Raw genomic sequence first — 21,883 nt, forward strand, 5'->3', positions numbered from 1 at the left:
CTCATGCCCTCCCGTTAGAGGTCAGTGCCCGGTGGATCGATTCGGCAGCGTCGCGGCCCTGCGCCACGGCCGAGACGGTGAGATCGTCGCCGCCGAAGATGCAGTCGCCGCCGGCCCAGACTTTCGCCAGCGAGGTGCGGCCTTCGGCATCCACCTTGATGCGCCCGCCTTCGAGCTCGATCGAGGCGACGCTGCCGTTGAGCACAGCCGGCACGAAGCTCTGGCCGATCGCCTTGAACACCTGGTCGGCGTTGAGTCTGAGCGTTTCGCCGGTGCCCGCGAGCTTATCGCCGTTCATCGCGGTGTATTCGAGCTCGATCGCCGACACCTTGCCGTTCTCGGCAATGACGCGCTTCGGCTGCAGCCAGTGGCGGATGGCGACGCCGTTAGCGGCGGCCAGATCCTGCTCGAAGCCGGAGGCGTTCATGTGCTCCTGGCCGCGCCGGTAGCAGACCGTCACCTCCTCGGCCCCGAGCAGCTTCGACTGCACCGCGGCGTCGATCGCCGTCATGCCGCCGCCGATGACGACGACGCGCCGGCCGACCGGCAGGCTGGAAAGATCGCTCGCTTGCCTGAGCTCAGCGATGAACTCGACGGCGTTGGCGACGCCGTCCACATCCTCGCCGTCGGCGTGCAGCGCGTTGACGCCGCCAAGCCCGAGGCCGAGGAACACGGCATCGTAGTTGCGCATCAGGTCGGAAAGCTGGAAGTCGCGGCCGAGCGCCTTGCCGTTCTGGATGTCGATGCCGCCGATCGCGGTGACATAGTCGACTTCCGCCTGGGCGAAATCGTCGACACTCTTATAGGCCGCTATGCCATATTCGTTGAGGCCGCCCGCCTTCGGCCGGGCTTCGAGGATGGTGACGTCATGGCCGTGACGGGCAAGGCGATGCGCCGTCGCCAGCCCCGCCGGCCCGGCGCCGACCACGGCAACCGTTTTTCCGGACGGTTCGGCGCGCTTGTAGAACTGCTTGTTCTCGCCCATCGCGACGTCGGTCGCGTAACGCTGCAGCCGGCCGATCTGCACCGGCTTGCCCTCCGCCACTTCGCGCACGCAGACCTCTTCGCACAGCGTCTCGGTCGGGCAGACGCGAGCGCACATGCCGCCAAGGATGTTCTGGTCGAAGATCGTCTTGGCCGAGCCCAGCGGATTGCCGGTGGCGATTTGCCGGATGAACAGCGGGATGTCGATCGAGGTCGGGCACGCATTCATGCACGGAGCGTCGTAGCAGAAATAACAGCGGTCGGCCTCGACCAGCGCCTCGTGATGATCGAGCGGCGGATGCAGGTCGGAAAAATTGTCGGCATATTGCTCGGCCGACAGCCGGCCGCCGGCAACGCCTTCGATGAAATGACCAGTCGCCATTCCAATTCCCCTTGTTGTCGTTTTGGGGAAGGCTAGCACGTTTTGTTTTTTTATCAATTGGTCAATTTTCGACCAAGTCCCTGTAATGGCTCGACAAAAACATGATAATTGCAGTCATATTATAAACGCCGCACCAATCTCCGGCGGTTCACCGCTTGTGACCTGTGGATCGAACTGATCTCGTCCGCGACCAGTTCCTGCAATCGCCACAGATTGCGGTCATGGATGCCGAATGTCTCGAGGTGGCTGACGGTGTTGTAGAGATACTCCGCACCCGAACCGACATGGCCGCAGGCGCGCGCCAGTATCCTTGCCACCCTTTCCAGCGGCTGCTTGAGCGACGTGCCCCTGCCGGTCACGCCGACCCAGAAACCAAGCGCCCGCAGAGACCCTTGCGCCGTGCGCACCGGAACCCACCTGACTGAGCGGATGCTCTCGTGATCGTCGATCTCACGTCGCAGCAGCCTTTCGATCTGGGCGGTCTTTTCACCTTCGGGAAGGCGGTAGATGACGCCATCGCATCGCCCGCCCCGTTCCAGCGCCATCATCAGTCCAGGTTGCTCGCGGCTGCCGCGCCAGCGGTTTATGTCGAGGCAGAATGAGCGATGCCAGCCATGCGCCGCCGCACGCCGTTGCTCGACGGAATCGAAGGCCGGCTTCCAGATCAGCGAGCCATAGGCGAACACCCACAGCGGGCCTTCGTCGGCTTCGCACGACAGGCGCGAGGCGAGAGATCGGAAATCGTCGTCGTTCAGTTGCGTCCAATCTCCGCTCGGACCGGGGTCGACCTCCTCCCGATGGCACAGCGCGACAAGCTCAGGCGAGAGCGACATTCGACGCATGGAAGGCAGCCCCTCTTTGACGGCAGCAAAGTCGAAAACCGCGGGACGCGCAAGATCGATGGCCTGCGCGCCTTGCCGTCCTCGATTTCTGGCCCAGATGTCGGATTTCTGTCGCCGGGATCGTCCTGAGATGGATCGAACCGCGATCGCTGCCTGAACCGGTGAGGAGACCGACCATGCCGAATTCCCCCCAACCTTTCTTCTGGTACGAGCTGATGACCACCGACCTCGACGCCGCCGAGGCCTTCTACGCCGCCGTTGTCGGCTGGAGGGCCGAGCCCTTCGACAAGACGCCGGGCATGCCCCGCTACATCGTGATGAATTCCAGCGTGCGCGGGGTCGGCGGGCTGATGACCCTCCCGGAAGACGCCGCCAAGATGGGCATGTCGCCGGCCTGGCTGGGCTATATCTACACCAAGGACGTCGACGCCTCGACGAAGGCGCTCAAGGAGGCTGGCGGCGCCGTTCACCGCGCGCCCGATGATATTCCGGGCGTCGGCCGCTTCGCCGTGGTTGCCGATCCTCAAGGGGCGACCTTCATGTTCCTGCAGCCCAACCAGCCCGAGCAGCCGCCGGTGCCCGCGACCACGCCCGGCCATGTCGGGTGGCACGAGCTCTACACCTCGGACTGGAAAGCGGCTTTCGAGTTCTATTCCGGCCAGTTCGGCTGGGAGAGCGCTGGCCAGTTCGACATGGGCGAGATGGGCATCTACCAGACCTTCGGCGCCGGCCCGGAATCGGGCGGCGGCATGATGAACAAGCCGCCGCAGATCCCGGTCCCGGTCTGGCTGTTCTACTTCAATGTCGACGCCATCGATGCCGCCGCCAAGCGCGTCGCCGACAATGGCGGCAAGATCCTGATGGGTCCGATGGAGGTGCCGAGCGCGCAGTGGGTCGTCCAGTGCCAAGACCCGCAAGGCGCGCATTTCGCGCTGCTGGCCCCGGTGCGGTAACAACATCGCGTCGCGATTGGCGAAACCGGCAGCCACAGCCGATCTCCCCTCGTGGCGCCCCTCGCGGGGAGATGTCGGCCAGCCTCCGCAGTTGCTGCGGAGGACTGGCAGGACAGTGAGGGCGCTTTCCCGCCGACATCACACCTTTACTCCGGCGTCAGCACCGCCATTTTGAGGTCGGCTTTCCTGGCGCCGCTGAGCTGAACGGTGGCCGGACCGGCGGACAGCTTGAAACGCACGCTCTTGCGAATGTCCGGGCAGGTCTTGGCGCGGCTGAAGCCCGCCGACTTCACTGCATGGCCGCCTTGGACGACATCGATCCAGGCCTCGTCGGACAGGCTGAACTGGAGCTCGCCTTCAGATGGTACGGTCACGCTTGCCGTCGCGCCGAACGTGCCGGCTGCCTGCGTATGTCCCGGCGGCACTTCAAAGCTGATCGTGTCGACCGCCGCAAGTGCGAAATTTGTCGCTTGCCCGACTGTCAGGGCAGCGCCGGACTGCGCGGCGGGGGCTGCCGGAAACAGGGCCTGCTCGCGCGTCACCGGCCATTTGAAGGCGTCACAACCGGCGTCGCCGGCGATGGCGAAGCCCGTGCCTGCAAGCAATGCGAATAGGCTGATGACGGCTTTCTTCATGGCAAAGGTGACCCAGATGGTTTGGAGTATCTACACACCAATACAACCATGGCGATACCAATGCAACCAGAAAGAGAACAAATTTGGTGGTGAACCGGGACCATCCCATCACCGATTTTTGACGGCAGGCCATCGGAAGTGAGTGGTCCATTGTCGGGCGATAATTTATGGCCGGTTCTGAAGGGGTAAAATGGAGTCTTAGATGAAGCTTTTCGAAAGCCTTGCCCAATACCGTCCCCAGGCGTTGGGCGTGCTGCGCATCATGACCGCGTTGCAGTTCACCGAGCACGGCACCCAGAAACTGTTCAATTTTCCTGCCGGCGCCCATGCTGAATCGTTGACCGGACTTGCGTTGACGTCCGGTATCCTCGAATTTGCCGGCGGCGTCCTGCTGGCGCTGGGGCTCTTCACCCGTCCCGTGGCGTTCCTGCTTTGCGGCGAGATGGCGATCGCCTATTTCATGGCGCACATGCCGCGCGACTTCTTTCCGGTCAACAATGGCGGCGATTCGGCGATCTCCTTCTGCTTCATCTTCCTCTATCTGGTGTTCGCGGGCGCCGGCACTTTCGCGCTGGACAACCGCCGCAGCGCCTGAAGCTTTCGGGCGATGCGCGCCTATGTCAGGCGCGCATCCGCTCGAAGTTGGCATCGAACAGCGGCGCCGCCTGAACGCGCGCCGCATGGCGCTTGCCCAGAAGCTCGATCTCGAAGCCGTCGACCTCGTCGGCGATTTCCTTCGGCACATAACCCATGGCGACCGGTTTTCTTGAATTGTGCGCATAGCCGCCCGAGGTGACCCAGCCGCGCACGACGCCGTCATGCCAGATCGCCTCGTCGCCGATGACGTCTGCATCGTCCGCGTCGACGATAAAGGCGCGCAACCTGAGCTTGCCGCCGTGCATGCGCTCGGCAAGCGCCGCCTGTTTGCCGATGAAATCGGCCTCCTTGCCATAGGCGACGAAGCGGTCGAGCCCGGCCTCCAGCGGCCCATAGATCGGCCTGTATTCGCGCGCCCATGAGCCGTAATTCTTCTCCAGCCTGAGCGCATTGAGCGCGCGCGACCCGAACAGGCCGATGCCGAATTCCTCGCCGGCCGCCATCAGCGCCTGGTAAGCGGCGCGCTGATATTCAGGCGCCACCCAGATTTCATAGCCGAGATCGCCGGTGTAGCTCACGCGGCCGACCAGACACGGCGCCATGCCGATATCCATCCTGGCGACGGCCATGAACGGGAACGCGGCGTTGGAGACATCCGCCCGGGTTACCTTCGCCAGCATCTCCCTCGCCTTCGGCCCGGCGATGGCGAGGCCGGTGAGCCTCTGGCCCAGCGCCTCGATGCGCACCGAGCCGTCCTTCGGCAGATGCGCCTCGAACCAGCGCATATGGTACTGCTCCGCAACGCCGGAGCCGGCGATGAACCACTCCTCGTCACCGATGTTGGCCAGCGTGAAGTCGCCGATCAACTTGCCGTCCTCTTTCAGCATCGGCGCCAGCGTCAAGCGGCCGGGCTTGGGCAGCTTGCAGGCGAGCATCTGATCGAGCCATGCCGCGGCGCCCTGGCCCGTCACCCTGTATTTGGCAAAGCTCGAAATCTCCGACAGGCCGACGCCGTCCCGAACGGCGGCGACCTCCTTCGCAACATGGTCGAAGTCGCTCGAGCGCCGCCACGAGAACTCGTCCCTGACGCCTTCCGGCGCGTACCACAGCGGCACCTCCAGCCCGTAGGCCACGCCCCACTGCGCGCCTTTGGCGGACAGCGCGTCGTAGACCGGCGTCGTCTTGAGCGGGCGCCCGGCCGGCAGTTCCTCGTTGGGGAAACGGATCGAGAAGCGACGCGAATAATTCTCGCGCACCTTGGCGTTGGTGTAGGCCATCGTCGCCCAGTCGCCGTAACGCGCCACGTCCATCGCCCAGATATCGGCGCCGGGATCGCCCTCGATCATCCAGTTGGAAAGCGCGAGGCCAACGCCGCCGCCCTGCGAAAAACCCGCCATGACGCCGCAGGCGACCCAGAAGCCCGGCAGGCCGCGCACCGGCCCAACCAGCGGATTGCCGTCCGGCGCGAAGGTGAAGGGGCCGTTGATGATCTGCTTGATGCCGGTGTTCTGGAAGGCCGGGAAATGGCGGAAGCCGACCTCCAGCGACGGCGCGATGCGGTCTATGTCCGGCTCCAGCAGCTCGTGGCCGAAATTCCACGGCGTGGAAAATTCGGACCATGGCTTGTTGGCTTTCTCATAGGTGCCCATCAGCATGCCGCCGCGCTCCTGGCGGAGATACAGCTCGCCGTCGAAATCGACGGCATGGATGATCTCGGTGCCGGTCTTCTTGTTCCAGTCGGCGACCTCCGGCATGTCCTCGGTGATCAGGTACATGTGCTCCATCGCCAGCACCGGCAGTTCCAGCCCGACCATGCGGCCGACCTCGCGTGCCCACAGCCCGCCGGCATTGACGACATGCTCGGCCACCACCTCGCCCTTGTTGGTGATGACGCGCCACAGTCCGTCCGGACGGCGCACGATGTCCTCGACCTTGGTGAAGCGCTCGACCTCGGCGCCCAGCTTCCGGGCCGCCTTTGCATAGGCATGCGTGACGCCGGACGGGTCGAGATGACCGTCCTCCTTGTTGCGCACAGCGCCGACGAATTGCCTTGGATCGATGAGCGGCATCAGCTCGGCCGCTTCCTTCGCGGAGATCACCTCGAGGTCGATGCCGAGATAGCGGCCCTTGGAGACGACACCGCGCAGCCAGTCGAGCCGCGCCTCGGTCGCCGCCAAAAGCACGCCACCGGTCAGATGCACGCCGGTCGCCTGGCCGGAAAGCTCCTCGATCTCCTTGTAGAGCGAGATCGTGTATTTCTGCAGCTTGGCGACGTTGGGATCGCCATTGATGGTATGCATGCCGCCCGCCGCATGCCAGGTCGAGCCCGAGGTCAGCTCATCGCGCTCCAGAAGCACGACGTCGGTCCAGCCGTGGCGGGCAAGATGGAACAGCACCGAGCATCCGACGACACCGCCGCCGATGACCACGACCTTTGCATGCGACTTCATGAGTTCTTCTCGTTATTTCAGTGAGTTGGAGAGATAGAGTGAATCGGAAAGGGCAGCGCCAAGGAACTCACGGCTCACCCTGCCCGATCGCTTCCTTGCGGCGCGCGATATAGGCTTCGAGCGCCTCGCGAGCGGCGGGATCCATGGCCGGCTGGACGTACTCCTCCAGCGCTTTCTTCCAGAGCCGCGTCGCACGCGCCGTCGCATCCAGCGCGCCGGCCTCCTGCCATGCCTCGTAATTTTGCCAGTTGGAAAGCATGGGCTGGTAGAAGGCGGTGGCGTAGCGCTCCAGCGTGTGCGGCTCGCCGAAGAAATGGCCCCCGGTCGGCACCGCGCCCAGCGCCTCGACCGCAAGCTCTGCCTCATCGACCACGATCGGCCGCAGGAATTCCATCATGTGCTGCATCATCTCGACATCGATGATGAGCTTCTCGAATGACGCCGTCAGCCCGCCCTCCTGCCAGCCGGCGGCGTGATAGACGAGGTTGCCGTGGCCGAGCACCGCGCCCCACAGCGCCATCAGCGTCTCATAGGCGCCTTGCGCGTCGGCGGCATTGGAGGCCGAGCCCGGCGTCGTGCGGTACGGCAGATTATAGCGCCGCGCCAACTGTCCGGAGGCGATGTTGGCCTTGGTGTTCTCGGGCGTGCCGAAGGCCGGCGCGCCCGACTTCATGTCGACATTGGAGGTGAAAGCGCCATACATCACCGGCGCGCCCTGCCGCACGAGTTGCGTCAGCACCACGCCGAACAGCGCCTCGGCGTTCTGCTGCGCCAGCGCGCCGGCCAGCGTCACCGGGCTCATCGCCCCCATCAGCGTGAACGGCGTCACCGCCACCGACTGGCCGAACTCGGCCATGGTCATCAGTCCCTCGGACATCATCTCGTCGAAGCGGCGCGGCGAGTTGACCGAGATGATGGTGGTGACGCCGGGATCCTCGGACATCTGCTCCAGCGTCAGTCCTCGCGAGATCGCCATCATCTCGATGCCGTCCAGCGCCCTGCCGCGGCCTATCGCCGAGACATGGAAGCATTTGTCGGTCAGCGCGATATTGGCGAAATAGGTGTCGAGATGGCGCGAGTTCGCCGGCAGCTCAACCGGCGCGCAGACCTGGTTGCCGAGCATATGGATGCAGTTGAAATGCTGCGCCAGGCGGACGAGGTCCGAGTAGTCGGCGAGATTGCCGGCGCGCCGGCCGCGCTCCATGTCGTGCACATTGGGCGGCCCGGCGACCAGAGTGAAGTTGATCGTGTTGCCACCGAGATGGATGGCGCGGGCCGGGTTGCGTGGGGTAAGCGTGTAGCTGGCGCGCGTCGTCTTCAGCGCGTCGTCGACCATGCCGCGGTCGACGCGCACATTCATCGAGCCGTGATCGACCTTGGCGCCGGCGCGCTCGAACAGCGAAAGCGCCCGCGGGCTCATCACCTCGATGCCGAAATTTTCCAGGATATACATCGAGGCTTGATGGATGGCCTCGACCTGGTCGGCCGAAAGCATCGCCATCGGCGGGTAAGGATTGACCACGCGCCGCAGCGGCAGTTGGGGAATGGCGGCAGGTCCCCGGTTGCTGGTTCGCTCGGCGCCGCGCTTTCGTCTTGGTTCGGTCATGCCGCGCATCAGAGCGCCGGCACGAAACGGCGGCTGTCAGGAATTCGTCATTTGCCGGCGTGATTTTAGCCAAGGCGGCACATTTCTAAACTGATGGAAACAAAAGCGACGCGTTCAGTCGAAATATCGATAACAGAGCTTTATGCCCGCTGGGCACCGGCGTTAAGGAAGCACGAAAGACTCCTTTTATTATTTCGGCCTATTCGTTTCCCAATGCGTAGGTCGAGTTTTAGTAAAATTGTCGCTGTCTCTGTGCTGCTGGCGCTTTCGGCCTGCGCGACGGCGCCCAGCCATATCAACAATGTCTGCGCCGTCTTCGACCAGAATGACGGCTGGTTCGACAACTGGCAGTCCGCCGCCGAGCGCACCGAGCAGAAATACGGCATTCCCGTTCCGGTGCTGATGGCGACGGTGCGCAAGGAGTCCGGCTTCAAGAGCAATGCCCGACCGCCGCGCACCAAGCTGCTCGGCTTCATTCCCTGGACGCACATCTCGAGCGCCGCGGGCTACTCCCAGGCGCTCGACGGCACCTGGTCGCAGTATCAGATGGAGACCGGCAGCTGGGCGGCGCGGCGCAGCCGTTTCGCCGACGCCATCGATTTCGTCGGTTGGTACCACTCCAAGACCGTCGACACCTTCGGCGTCGCCCGCAATGACACCTACAACCTCTATCTCGCCTATTATCTCGGCTGGTCGGCCTACGGCCGCGGCAATCGCGGCGACGCCGGCGTGCAAAGCTACGCGCGCGCCACCGACCAGATGGCGCGCGACTACGCCACGCAGCTACGGCAGTGCGGCAGCTGACGGCGGCGCGGAACCGCGCTGCCCCTTAGTTCGGCTTCGGCTTCTTGCCGCGCGGACGCTTTGGCGGCGTGCCGACAAAGCCCGGGCCAGCGCCATGCGGCGCATCATCCGGCACGCCCTCATGGGCGGCGTGCTCCTTGTCGAACTTGATGACCGGCTCCATCTTCGCCAGCACGTCGTCGGCCAGCCAGCACAGGCTCATATGGCCGTCGCCAAGGTTCTTCACCGGCGGCACCTTGGTCTCGCACAGATTGTCCGGCACCAGCTTCTTGTAGCCGCAGCGCGTCTGGAACGGGCAGCCGGTCGGCGGGTTCATCGCCGACGGGATGTCGCCTTCGAGCACGATGTGCTTCTTGACCACGCTGGTGTCGGCGATCGGGATCGCCGACAGCAGCGCTTCGGTGTAGGGATGATAGGGCGGCGAGAAGATCTGGTCCGTCGTGCCCTGCTCGACGATATAGCCGAGATACATGACGACGACGCGGTCGGCGATGTAGCGCACAACCGACAGGTCGTGGCTGATGAACAGCATCGTCGTCTTGTTCTTGCGCTGGATGTCCATCAACAGCTCGGTCACCGCCGCCTGCACCGAGACGTCGAGCGCCGAGACCGGCTCGTCGGCCACCACCACCTTGGCATCGCCGGCAAAGGCGCGCGCCACGCCGATGCGCTGCTTCTGGCCGCCCGAGAGCTGGCGCGGCTTGCGGGTCTCGAAGGCCCTGGGCAGCTTCACCAGGTCGAGCAGCTCCAGCATGCGCTTGCGCCGCTCGGCGACCGTCTTGCCGACATTGAACTTCTCCAGCGTGCGGATGATCTGCGAGCCGACCGTGTGGCTGGGGTTCAGCGTGTCGAACGGGTTCTGGAACACCATCTGGATCGAAGACACGGTCTCGACATTGCGGCTCTCGATGCCGGTCGACTGGATCTCCTTGTTGCCGAGCGTCACCTTGCCGGAGCTTGCGATCTCGAGCCCCAGGAGCACCTTGGCGAGCGTCGACTTCCCGCAGCCGGACTCGCCGACGATCGCGACCGTCTCGGACTCGCGCGCGGTGAACGAGATCGTCTCGTTGGCCTTGACGACGCGGCCTTCGCTTGAGCCGAACACCTCGCTGCCGCCGACCTTGTAATACTTCCTGAGGTCCTCGATCTTAAGCACCGGCGCGCCGGGCACGACGCGCTCGCTGACCTTCTTGGCGCCGGGCGGCAGCGCTTCCCAGTCGATCTCGTTGAAGCGCACGCAGCGCGAGAAATGGCCCTCGTGCCCTTCGACGGCGATCATCGGGATTTCCGCCGCGTTGCAGACGCCCTCGACGAAATGGTGGCAGCGCGGGCCGAAATTGCATCCCCTCGGCCGCTCATGCGGAAGCGGCAACTGCCCGGGAATGGAAATCAGCGGCCGCGAGTTCTTGTCGGCGCCGGGCAGCGGGATCGAGCGGAACAGCCCTTGCGTATAGGGATGGCGCATCCGGTCGAACACGTCCTCGATCTTGCCGGTCTCCACCGCCTCGCCGGAATACATCACCGTGATCTTGTCGCAGGTCTCGAGGATGAGGCCGAGATTGTGCGACACGAAGATCATCGAGGTGCCGAACTTCTCGCCCAGCCCCTTGACCAGTTCGACGATGCCGGCCTCGACAGTGACGTCGAGCGCCGTCGTCGGCTCGTCGAGCAGGAGCAGCGCCGGCTTCGACAGCAGCGCCATGGCGATGACGATGCGCTGCTGCTGGCCGCCGGAAAGCTGGTGCGGATAGGAGCGCATCATGCGCTCGGGGTCGGGCAGCCTCACAGCGCGCACCATTTCGAGGGCGCGCTTGTAAGCTTCGTCCTTCGACACCTTGTCGTGGATCAGCGGCACTTCCATCAATTGCTGGCCGACCTTCATGGCCGGGTTGAGGCTCGCCATCGGCTCCTGGTAGATCATGGCGATCTTGTTGCCGCGGATGGCGCGAAGCTCCTCCTCGGACAATTCGCCCATGTCCTTGCCTTGGAACTTGATCTTGCCGCCGACGATCTTTCCGATGTTGGAGAGGTCGCGCATAATGCCGAGCGACACGGTCGACTTGCCGCAGCCGGATTCGCCGACGATGCCCATCGCCTCGCCAGGCATGACGGTACAGGAAAAGTCCATCACCGCCGGGATCTCGCCCTTGCGGGTGAAGAAAGAGATCGAGAGGTTCTCGATCTCGATGATCGGCCCATTGGTCGGCTTGGCGGGATTTCGAACTGCCTCATTCATGGGTCGCTCCAATCCTTGTTCTTTTTAGCATATCGGGTCGAAGACCCCGCCATCAATCCTTCATCGACTGCTCGCGCAGCGAATCCGCCAATAGGTTCAGCCCAAGCACGAACGACATCAGCGCGATCGTCGGCGGCAGCGCCGGATGGATGAAGGAGCGCAGCAACCGGCTCGCGTCCTTGATCGCAGTGCCCCAGTCGGGACTTTCGGGCGCCAGGCCGAGGCCGAAATAGCCGAGCGTGCCGAGCAGGATCGTCGTGTAGCCGATGCGCAGGCAGGCATCGACGATCAGCGGTCCGCGCGCGTTGGGCAGGATCTCCCACAGCATGATGTACCAGGGCGATTCACCGCGCGTCTGCGCCGCCGCCACATAGTCGCGCGTCTTGATGTCCATGGTCAGCCCGCGCACGATGCGGAACACGCCGGGGCTGGAAGCGAACACCACCGCCACGAAGATGTTGAGCTGGTTGGGATCGATGTGGACGATCTTCAGCGGGTCCTTGTCGAACACCAGGCCGGAATAGATCCAGCCGCCGACGACGAGCGTCACACCGAGCAGGATATAGAGGCGGTCCGGCCGGTTCTTGTAGCGCGTCCAGAAGAGCACGCTGAAGAAGATGATCGGGAACAGGAAGAACAGCCCGGCCATCGCATAGGGGATCGGCGTGTCCATGATGCCCGGCGTCACCAGCAGGTAGAACAAAAGGATCACCGGGAAGGCCAGCACCAGGTTGGCGAGGAACGACAGCAGCGTGTCGATCTTGCCGCCGTAATAGCCGGCCGGCAGGCCGAGCGTGATGCCGACCATCAGCGCGAAGCCGGTTGCCGCCGGCGCGATGATCAGTACGATCTGGCTGCCATAGACCATGCGCGAGAACACGTCGCGCGCAAGCTTGTCGCCGCCGAAATAGTAGATGAGCTTCGAAGTCGGCTCGATCGCCCCGGGCAGCGTGTCCTTCATGATCGACACCTGCGCCAGCGGATCGAAGGGCGAAACTGTCGAGGCGAAGATCGCCGTGAACAGCCAGAACAGGCAGATGCCGACACCGGCAATGCCGACGCCGCTGTCGAAAAGCTGGCCGTAGAGGCCGAGCCTCTTCTTATAGGCGAAGCTCACGCCCATCACCAGGACGAGCCCGACCCACACCGGCCAGAAGCGCCAAAGCACGCCGACCACGACGTCGAAGGCGTTGATATATTCGGTCTGCATCCGCCCTGCCCCCTACTGAACCCTAATACGCGGATTGAGAAACGCGTAGCCGACATCCGAGATGAGCTGCGTGATCAGCACGATGAACACCGAAACCAGCGAGCAGCCGAGCAGAAGGTCGATGTCGTTGTTGCCCGCGGCCTCGACCAGCGTGTAGCCGAAGCCCTGGTAGCGGAACATCACCTCGACGATGACGACGCCGGTGAGCAACCACGGGAACTGCAGCATGATGACGGTGAACGGTGCAATGAGCGCGTTGCGCAGCGCATGCTTGATCACCACGCTGCTGAAGGACAGGCCCTTCAGGCGGGCGGTGCGGATATATTGCTGCGTCATCACCTCGACCATCGAGGCGCGCGTCATGCGGGCGATATAGCCGGTGCCGTAGATCGCCAGCGTGATCACCGGCAGGGTGAAATTGTAGAAGGTGATGCCCTGGCTGGCGGACGCGGCCGAGCCGTTCAGCCAGCCGAGCCATGACGCGAAGATGACGGTGAAGATGACGCCCGACACATATTCGGGCGTCGCCGTCGAGGCGATCGAGGCGACCGAGAGCGTCCGGTCGGTGCGCGAGCCTTCGCGCATGCCAGCAAGGATGCCGATCAGCAGCGCGACCGGCACCATCAGCGCCAGCACCCAGAACATCAATACGCCGGTGGCGCCGAGCGCCGGGAACAACTTGGCCGCGACCGTCGTCTTGAACTTGGTCGAGCACCCGAAATCGCCTTCGAGGACACCGGAGAACGTCGGCACGGTCGGGTCATTGCAGAAAGAGAAGCGTTGCGTCGTCTTGCCGGTTGCCGGATCCGTGATCGGCTGCTTGGGCAGAATGCCCAGCCACTGGCCGTAGCGCATAAAGAAGTTCTGCCGGTAGCCATGGCCGACCAGCCAGCTTTCAAGCTGCTCGGCCGATGTGTGCATCTCGGTCTGGCTGATCGCCAGCTTCTTCAGGTTGGGCTCGAGATTCACGAGAAAGAAGACGACCAGCGTCAGGCACAGCATCGTGAGCAGTATCGTGCCGATGCGTCTGGCGATGAATGAGAACATGCGTGCCCCCTGCCGGCCGGGTTGGGGTCAGATACGTTCAACCCTGTGTCGGAAACCTTGTGAGGCCCCGCCACCGCTGCACAATACGCGACGGCGACGAAGCTGCAAATACGAGAGGCTGGCGCCCCTCGTATTTGCCGCGCGAAGGATCACGCCTGCTCGAGCCAGACCTTGCCGAAGTCGTGCTCGTAGGTTGGGTGCATCGAGTGGTTCTTCACCTCGGGCTTGATGTTGATGTAGAGCTTGCGCCAGTAAGGCTGGATGATGATGCCGGAATCCTGCAGGATCTGCTCGATATCCTTCATCACCACCTTGCGCTTCTCCGCATCGGCGATCCCGAGCGCCTCGTTGACCTTCTTGTCGAAGTCGGGATTGGAGTAGGCCGTTTCGTTCCAGGCTTCGCCGGAGCGATAGGCGATGGCGATGACCTGGATGCCCAAGGGGCGCATGTTCCAGTTGGTTTCCGAGAACGGATACTTCGTCCAGTCGTTCCAGAAGGTCGAGCTCGGCAGCACGGTGCGCTTCACCTTGATGCCGGCTTCGCGCAGCTGCGCCGCGATCGCGTCCGTGGTGTTCTTGTGATAGTCCTCGTCGTTGCTGATCAGCTCGTGCTCGAAATCGATCACGCCAGCTTCCGTCAGCATCTGCTTGGCTTTGGCGATATCGCGCTTGATCTCCGGCAGCTTCACATATTCCGGATGGATCGGGGCGACATGGTGGTTTTCGGCCGGCGTGCCGGCATTGCCGTAGCCGAGCTGCAGCACGGTGGCGTTATCGACGGCAAGCAACATCGCCTGACGAACCTTCTGGTTGTCATAAGGCTTGTGGCTGACGTTGAAGCGCGACACCACGGTGGCAGCGGTTACGACTTCCGAAACCGGAGCGCCGACGTCGGCGATTATCTTGATGTAGTCGGCGGTCGTTTCGTGGTTGGTCTGGACTTCGCCGGATTCGAAGGCCGAGACCGTCGCTGCCGGATCGGTGCCGTAATCGATGAACTCGACACCGTCGAGGAAAGCCTCGCCCTGCCACCACTTGCCGGTCTCGCGGCGCTTGTAGACCACCTTCTGGCCGACATCGTAGGAGACGAGCTCGAACGGACCGGTGCCGATGGGGCAGTTCTTGAAGTTGGCGCCCTTCTCGTCGAAGGTCTTGTGCACGACCAGCGCCGGATAGTCGCACAGGTTCGGGATGATGGCGATGTCGGGCTTGGTCAGCTTGAGCTTGACCGTCATGTCGTCCACTTTGACGACGGAGCCTTCGCGCAGCTTCTTGGTGGTGTCGTCAACCAGGCTGCCGAGGCGTCCAGGCATGGAATTGCCTTCTGCTGCCTTGTCGGCCCAGCGGGTGAAATTGTTGACCACGTCGGCGGCGGTGAACTTGTCGCCGTTGTTCCATTCGACGCCCGGCCGCACATGCAGCGTGTACTCGGTGGCGTCGTCGTTGATGTCCCAGCTTTCCAGCAGGTACGGCTGGAAGGTGTACTCTTTCGTGTACTTCACCAACGGCTCGAGCGCCTGGCGTTGCGCATTGGCGATTTCCGACCAGTCGGCGGTGCGCGGATCCTTGGGATCCTTGATCGACATCGCGACCTTCAGCACGCCGCCCTTCTTGCCCTGCACGTCCTCGGCCTTGGCCGGGGTCGGCGCAGCGAGGCCAAGCATGCCGTAAGCCATTGCCGTCGATGCGCCAAAGACGCTGGCCAATGCCAGGAATTCGCGGCGGTCCACCTTGCCCGACTTGGCCTCTTCGGCCATCGCCAGGATATGGTCCGGAACGCGGTCGCTATTACTTTTGTAGATTGCCATGACTATCTCCCATTGTTGGCTTTCTGCCTTTTAACATTCCGTATCCAGACCGCGATGTCAAAAGGCGGTGTGGAGTGGGAACTTGTTGGGGAATGTGCAACTTTGGAATGAGGCCGGTTCGCGTGATAGCGACAGTCTTGACGCAAATTTGCTAGTGCACCGCACATTTCCCGAAAAATCGACAGGTCGATTAAATCAAGACATTATAGGCGGATAAGGGCCTTGCCGGCGGGGCAAAAGTCCTCTCAGTCCTGCCGTGGGCGAGCAGCGCCCCTCAATATTCGCGTTCGTAAAAGACGCCGCCTTTTGCTTCGCCCGCGTCATTGGCTTCGCCGCGAAGCTTCACCCCGCGCCCGACATCGAGGTCGATCGCCGCCTTGCCGGAGCCTGGTTTGTCGCCCTTCTGGATCGTCACATAGGTGCGGTCGTTGAGGTATTTGCCGGCCGAAACGGCGGTGCCGCCCTTCTCGTCCGTCGTCACGTCGAGATCGTCGAAGCCGATAGCATTGCGCAGGTTGTCGAGCAGCGAGGTCGAGCCGCCGGCGCCGGCCAGTTGCGCGGCGGCGTCGGCGAGCTGGGCGATTTGCAGTGGCGACAGATTCGACATCGAGCGGCCGAAGATCAGTTGCGCCAGCACCTCGTCTTCGGGCAGCGCCGGCACGGAGGAGAAATTGAACTTGGGATTGGTCGCCTCGCCTGAGACGACAATGGTGACGGTGGCGCTGCTGGTCGTCGTTGTCGCCGTCAGGTTGAGGTAGGGCACCAGCGAACCCTGGAACCCGACTGTGCCGTCGGTAAAGGTCAGCCGCTTGGCGAGGATCGTCAGCCGGCCGCGCTGCAAAGTGAAGGTGCCGACGGCCTGCGGCGAGGATGCAGATCCGGTCAGCTTGAGCGAGCCGCCGAGCTCGCCGTCGACGCCCCTGCCCTGGATAAATATCTGGTTCGGCGCGTTGACCGTCACGTCGAGGGTAAGGCCGCTGCCGCTATTGCCTCTGCCGCTGGATGTCGGCGGGTTCAGCGCCCTGTCCTGCGCGCGCACCGCGCGCGGCGCATTCTTGTGCTTGACGTCAAGCGCCGAGAGCGACCCCGGCAGCTTTTCCGGCACGGTGATGACCATCTTCGTCAGATTGATGGTGCCGGCGATCACAGGCGCCGAAACGAGCGGCCCCTTGATCGTCAGATCGCCGCCGAGATTGGCGGTCACCACCCTGCCGTCGGTATAGCGGCCGTCGGTGAGCTTGATCGACAGGTCGGCCGGGAAGCCTTGCGCCGGTGTGATGCCGACGGTACCGCTCGCCGAAAGGCTGCCGCGCGTCGACAACGTGCCGGTCAGTCGGTTGATCCTGGCGACGCCGCCGCCGATCGAGACGTCGGCGGCGACGTCGTTGACCGCAAGCCCGGAACGCGCGTCGATAAGGCGTGCGCCGGATGTCGTGACTTTGCCGCTGATCACCGGCGCGGATGCCGGACCGCGCACCTGCACGTCGACATTGGCTGTGCCGTTGAGCGCCAGGCCTTGCGCGGCCAGCTTGGCGGCAAGGAAGGAGAACGGCACCTTGCCCTTGAAATCGAGCGCCAATGTCGGCGTGCCGGCCGTCGTCACCGTGCCGCCGCCCTTGAGGCCGAGCCCGGCGCCGTCGCTGATGCTGGCGTCGAAGGCGAGCTTGTTGCCGGCAAAGGTTCCCGACGACGATACGTTCATGCCGCTGAGCCCGGCGCCCCGCGTCTGCGACGTCTGCACGCTGGAAGCATTGACCTTGAAGGCGACCGCCGGAGAGGCTGGCGCGCCGGACACTTTCACCGTGCCCGAGATCGAACCTGCCGCGTCGAGGCCGGGCGAGAAACTGTTGGCGAGCGAGACCGGCACCCTGGCGAGATTGGCGTTGATGTCGAGCGTCTGTGCGACCTTGCCCGTCACCGTCGCCGTGCCGCCGCCAAGATTGAGCACCAGCTTATCGAGCGTCGTCGCGCCATTGGCGATAGTCAGGGTTGAGGCCTGCGCGATCGCCGCCTTGATGCCCTGCACCGTCGCCTGGCCCGACGCGAGCTCGACCGTCGTCGTGCCGTTCGCCACTTTCACCCGGCCGGCCGCCTTCGCCGGAATGTTCTTGACGGTGGCGCCGCCGGAAAAGCCGGTCCAGTCGCCGTCGCGCTTCAGGTCGACATCGATGCCGGTGACGGCTGTGCCGCCGGAGGTCACGTCGCCGGCGCGAATCTTGCCGGAGATGACAGGTGCGGCAAGGTAGTTGGCGATCTGCGCGTCGATGGCGACGTTCTTGGCCGAAAGGTCGCCGCGCCTGATCGCCGCCGTGCTCGCCTTGACGGTGACGTTCGGTCCGTTGCCGGCTTTCGAGAAGGCGATCGTGCCGCGCACGTCGCCCTCGGCCTTTTCCAGGGCAAGGGCCGCCAACGGGCCGATATCGGGAAGATCGAGCGAGACGCTGCCTTGCGGCACGAAGGCCTCGTCGAGGGCGAGATCGCCGGAAATCTTGTTCGATCCCAGCGACAGCAAAAGCCCATTGATCGCGCGGTTGCCGTTGGTGGTCGCGAGCACCGCGCTGCCCTGCAGCGGCTGTTCGGCGACATTGCCGGTCAGTTGCACATTGGCAGCCGGATTGGCCGCATCCGCCTTGCCGGTGGCCGTTAGCTTAAGCCCGGTGATCTCGCGCGCCGCCACCGACAGCCTGTCACTGTTCACCGTCAGCGAAAGGTCCGGCGCCGTGGCGGCACCTTGCGCGTCGAGGGCGAAGGTGATGGCGCCCTTGGCGTCCTTCGACAGCAGCGAAATGTCCGCCAGCGCGCCTTTGACGGCGGCGCTCAGCGTGTTGTCGGCGATGCTCGCCTGCCCGTCGGCGGTGAACGCGCCGGAGACTACTTTGACCGGCCCGACGCTGACATTGCCCTTGGCGTCGCGCTGCGTCGTGGCGCTGAGTTGCGTGCGCGCGGCAAGCACGCCGCGCACCGCTGCCGGCAAGGCGGCCGAGAGCACGTCCGCCTTGACGGTGAAGTCGACGGAGCCGTCGGCAAACGACACCCGGCCGTTGAAGGCGCCGTCCACGGCGCCGCTGGTCGCCGAGCCGCCGTCGATGGTGATCGCGTCCGGAGCAAGGCTGCCGGCGACTTTCGCCGTGACCTTGCCGGCGACCAGCGGCGCGACCGTCGGATTGTCGAGATCGATCTTGTCGGCTGCGACCGTGCCGGAGACAGGACCGGTCCGGCTCTTGACATCGAATCGGTCGGAATGCAGCGCCAGCGCCAGGCCTTCCACCTTGACATGGTTGGCCGTGGCGGAGGGCAGCGTGGCGGAGATGTCGAGCCGCGGCGTCGCGCCCTGTCCCACGGCCTTCATCGACAAAGCCTGCATTTCCAGTTCGACGGGACTTTCGGCGGTACCGAATTTGAGCGGCAGGCTCGGCCCGTTCGAGGTGAGATCGAGCGATAAATCGCTGGCGCCGTTCGGATTGATGGTGCCGGCGGCTTTGCCCGAGATCCTGTCGCCGGAAAGCGTCGCTTGGTCGATTGTCAGGCCGGCGCCGGTCGAGACGCTGCCGGCGGCGTCGAGATTGAGCGGCCCCAGCCCGGCCTGGCGGGTCTGACTGGTCTCGACGCCCGCGAGCTTGGCGTTGAACTGAACATCAGGGTTGGCCGAAGGACCCGTGACATGTGCCGCGCCTTCCAGCGTTCCGGCTGCATCGAGGCCGGGCACGAAATCATTGGCGAGCGCCGCAGGCAGGCTGGCGAAATTGGCCGTCAGGTCGAGGGTCTGGCCGGCGCTGCCGGAAACCGTCGCCGTGCCGCCGCCGAGGTTGAGCGCGAGCTTCTCGACAGTGGCGACGCCATTGGCGATCGAGAGGCTCGAAGGCTCTGCGATCGCCGCCTTGATGCCGCGGACGGTAGCTTCGCCGGACGCGATCTCGACACTCGTCTTGCCGTCCGCGATCTTCACGCGCCCGCTGACGGTGGCCGGAATGCCGGATGCCGTCGCGCCGCCGGAAAAATTGGTCCAGTCGCCATCGCGCTTCAGATCGATGCCGATGCCGCTGATCACCGTGCTGCCGGTGGTGACGCTGTCGGCCTTGATCGTGCCGAAGATCGCCGGTCCCTCGAGATAGTTGGCGATCAGCGCGTTGACGGTGATGGTCTTCGCCGCCAGCGCGCCGCGCGCGATCGATCCGCTGGCCGCGTTGATGGTGACGCTCGGCGCCGTGCCGTCCTTGGCGAAGGCTATCGTGCCGTTGATATCGCCGGTCGCAGTCTGGCCGCCAAGCGCCGCCAACGGCCCGATATCGGGCACGGCGAGCGTTAGCGTGCCGAGCGGCAGGAGCTGATCGTCAAGCGCGAGGTCGCCTGAAACCTTGTTGTCGCCGAGCGCCAGGCTCAGCTCCCTGACCGAGCGCTTGCCGGCGGCGGTCACCAGCGAGGCCCTGATGTCGAGCGGCTGCTCCTCGACGCTGCCGGTCAATGAAACGTCGGCAGAGGGGTTGGCGATGTCGGCCTTGCCCTTTGCCGAGAGCTTGATGTCCTTCACCGTGCGGCCGGCCGCAGTCAGGCTGGCGCTGTCGGCCGAGACCGAGAAGTCCGGAGCCCAGCGCGGACCGCTGGCGCTCAGCGCGAAATTGATCCCGCCGGCGAGCGGCGTGCCCGCCAGCGACGACAGCGCCGATACATCGCCCAGCGTTCCCTTGACGTTGGCCTGGATGTCCGAGCCTTGCGCGCTGGCGGTGCCGCTGGCGCTGAGCGAGCCGGAGGTGAGCTCCAGCTCATTGGCCGCGAAGGCGCCTTCCGGATCGCGGGTGGCGGTAGCCGAGAATCTCACCCGTTCGCCAAGCAGCGAGCTGATCTGCGGCGGCAGCGCCTTCGATACGGCGTCGGCGTTCATCTTCAGCGTCATCGACAGATCGGCGAGCGAAACGCCGGCCGTCAGCGCCGCATTCAGCGCATCGCTGCGCAGCGTGCCCTGGTCGACGGTTATGGTGTCACGGCTGATCGAGCCGGCGAGATCGGCGGCGAGCTTGCCCGTCACCAGCGGCGCCAGCGTCGCCACGTCGGTCTTCAAGCCGGCGGCGGCAAGCTTGATGGTGACAGGCCCGCTGCGGTTCTCGACATCGAAGCCGTCCGAATGGATCTCGCCCGTGAGGTTGTTGAACTGCGTGCCGCCGACGGCGACCGAGGCCAGCGACGTGCCGACATCGACCATCGGCGCCTTGCCGTCGCCAAAGACGCGTGCGGTCGCCTTCTCGACCGCGACCAGGATCGGCACGGCGCTCGTGCCGACATCGATGGTGACGGGCTTGTCCTTGGCGAAGAGCTCGACGGCAAGGTCGCTGGCGCCCTTCGGATCGACATTGCCGGTGGCAGTGCCGTGAACCGCGTCGCTCTCTATATTTGCGCGCTCGATATCGATCCCGCCTGTCGTGGTCGCCGTGCCCGCCATGTCGAAGCTCGTCTTGCCGGCAAAGAGCGACTTAAACTTCTCCGGCAGGAAGCGCTCGAATTGGCCGTCGCCCTTGGCCTCGATGTAGTGGCCCTTGTCGCTCAATTGGTGGCGGCCGGTGAGCTGGGTGACGATCTGGTGGTCGACGACGAAGGTGCCGATGCCGCTCCAATTGGCGAGCGGCCCGGTGCCGGAAACGATGATATCGACCGGCGGCGCATCCTGCAGCTTGAGCAAATTGGCGATGATGCCGCCAGCCGGCTCCGAGGCCTTGAGGTCGAGGTCGAGCTTGTTGTCGGCCGGCGCGAAATGGACCTTGGCGTCTACATTGCCTTGCTTGCCGTCGTGGCGGGCGACGTTGAGCACCGTCTCGATCGCCAGCGGCGACGGATCGGCCTTGAGCGAGCCCTTGGCGGCAAGTTCGGCAATGCCGCTGCCGGCAAGCTCCTGCCCGAGCGCGATTTCCGGCAGGTCGATCTCTCTGACGTCGATCGAGACCGGCAGGCTCGTCGATCCGCCTTGCGACGGCTGTTGGCTGGCCTGCGGCAACCGCGCCAGCTCGATGCGCTCGGCTGCTATGCGCTCGGCGTTGAAATTGCGCGACAAGAGCCCCGTCGGCGACCAGTCGAGCGCCACCCTGCGCGCCACCAGCCAGGGCCCGGCGCGATCCTCCAGCACGACATGATCGACCCGCAACGCGCCGGACCAGATGCCTTCGATGCCGCTGACCGTCACCTTCCGATCTTCTGTCGAGGTCATCTTTGAGATCATGCCGGCGAGATTTTGCCGGCCGCCTTCCGTACCGGTCAGCACGACGAGCGCGCCGATCGCCACCACGAGCAACAGCAGCAGCGCGTAAAGGAAGATGCGAAGGATGCGCCAGAATATCTTCATC

13 protein-coding genes are annotated in these 21,883 nt (G+C 64.4%); 3 read left to right on the forward strand and 10 right to left on the reverse strand.

What is annotated here, in order from left to right; all coding sequences use genetic code 11:
• Position 1: 1 nt before the first annotated feature.
• Positions 2–1,366 (reverse strand): NAD(P)-dependent oxidoreductase, encoded by a 1,365-nt coding sequence (locus EH240_RS02725; RefSeq protein ID WP_124995877.1) that lies wholly within the window; start codon positions 1,364–1,366, stop codon positions 2–4.
• Positions 1,367–1,485: 119 nt separating this feature from the next.
• Positions 1,486–2,208: a gamma-glutamylcyclotransferase gene (locus tag EH240_RS02730; RefSeq protein WP_124995878.1), complete on the reverse strand. Its 723-nt coding sequence runs from the start codon at positions 2,206–2,208 to the stop codon at positions 1,486–1,488.
• A 176-nt stretch (positions 2,209–2,384) separates the two neighbouring features.
• Here EH240_RS02730 and EH240_RS02735 point away from each other — a divergent pair, with 176 nt between their 5' ends.
• Positions 2,385–3,161: a VOC family protein gene (locus EH240_RS02735; RefSeq protein WP_124995879.1), complete on the forward strand. Its 777-nt coding sequence runs from the start codon at positions 2,385–2,387 to the stop codon at positions 3,159–3,161.
• A gap of 146 nt (positions 3,162–3,307) precedes the next feature.
• Here the strand turns inward: EH240_RS02735 and EH240_RS02740 are convergent, their stop codons facing one another.
• On the reverse strand, positions 3,308–3,796 hold the full coding sequence (locus EH240_RS02740; protein ID WP_124995880.1) for a hypothetical protein: 489 nt from the start codon (positions 3,794–3,796) through the stop codon (positions 3,308–3,310).
• 202 nt (positions 3,797–3,998) lie between these two features.
• Here EH240_RS02740 and EH240_RS02745 point away from each other — a divergent pair, with 202 nt between their 5' ends.
• Positions 3,999–4,391 (forward strand): DoxX family protein, encoded by a 393-nt coding sequence (locus tag EH240_RS02745; protein WP_124995881.1) that lies wholly within the window; start codon positions 3,999–4,001, stop codon positions 4,389–4,391.
• Positions 4,392–4,416: 25 nt separating this feature from the next.
• On the opposite strand, the gene EH240_RS02750 is transcribed toward EH240_RS02745, so the two are convergent.
• On the reverse strand, positions 4,417–6,843 hold the full coding sequence (locus EH240_RS02750) for a GcvT family protein (RefSeq protein WP_124995882.1): 2,427 nt from the start codon (positions 6,841–6,843) through the stop codon (positions 4,417–4,419).
• A 67-nt stretch (positions 6,844–6,910) separates the two neighbouring features.
• On the reverse strand, positions 6,911–8,449 hold the full coding sequence (locus EH240_RS02755) for a trimethylamine methyltransferase family protein (protein WP_148101143.1): 1,539 nt from the start codon (positions 8,447–8,449) through the stop codon (positions 6,911–6,913).
• A gap of 213 nt (positions 8,450–8,662) precedes the next feature.
• On the opposite strand from EH240_RS02755, the gene EH240_RS02760 reads away from it, so the two are divergent.
• Positions 8,663–9,253: a transglycosylase SLT domain-containing protein gene (locus EH240_RS02760; RefSeq protein ID WP_124995884.1), complete on the forward strand. Its 591-nt coding sequence runs from the start codon at positions 8,663–8,665 to the stop codon at positions 9,251–9,253.
• 25 nt (positions 9,254–9,278) lie between these two features.
• Here the strand turns inward: EH240_RS02760 and EH240_RS02765 are convergent, their stop codons facing one another.
• The 5 genes from EH240_RS02765 to EH240_RS02785 form a co-directional block, all read right to left on the reverse strand.
• Positions 9,279–11,489 (reverse strand): dipeptide ABC transporter ATP-binding protein, encoded by a 2,211-nt coding sequence (locus EH240_RS02765; RefSeq protein ID WP_124995885.1) that lies wholly within the window; start codon positions 11,487–11,489, stop codon positions 9,279–9,281.
• 52 nt (positions 11,490–11,541) lie between these two features.
• Positions 11,542–12,699, reverse strand: coding sequence for an ABC transporter permease (locus EH240_RS02770; RefSeq protein WP_124995886.1), 1,158 nt, complete (start codon positions 12,697–12,699; stop codon positions 11,542–11,544).
• Between the two features lie 12 nt (positions 12,700–12,711).
• Positions 12,712–13,746 (reverse strand): ABC transporter permease, encoded by a 1,035-nt coding sequence (locus EH240_RS02775; protein ID WP_124995887.1) that lies wholly within the window; start codon positions 13,744–13,746, stop codon positions 12,712–12,714.
• A 149-nt stretch (positions 13,747–13,895) separates the two neighbouring features.
• Entirely contained in the window at positions 13,896–15,554 is a 1,659-nt protein-coding gene (locus tag EH240_RS02780) for an ABC transporter substrate-binding protein (protein ID WP_124995888.1), read from the reverse strand.
• A gap of 274 nt (positions 15,555–15,828) precedes the next feature.
• Positions 15,829–21,882, reverse strand: coding sequence for a translocation/assembly module TamB domain-containing protein (locus EH240_RS02785; protein ID WP_124995889.1), 6,054 nt, complete (start codon positions 21,880–21,882; stop codon positions 15,829–15,831).
• Position 21,883 lies beyond the last annotated feature (1 nt).

The organism is Mesorhizobium tamadayense (assembly GCF_003863365.1).
GTDB lineage: Bacteria > Pseudomonadota > Alphaproteobacteria > Rhizobiales > Rhizobiaceae > Mesorhizobium > Mesorhizobium tamadayense.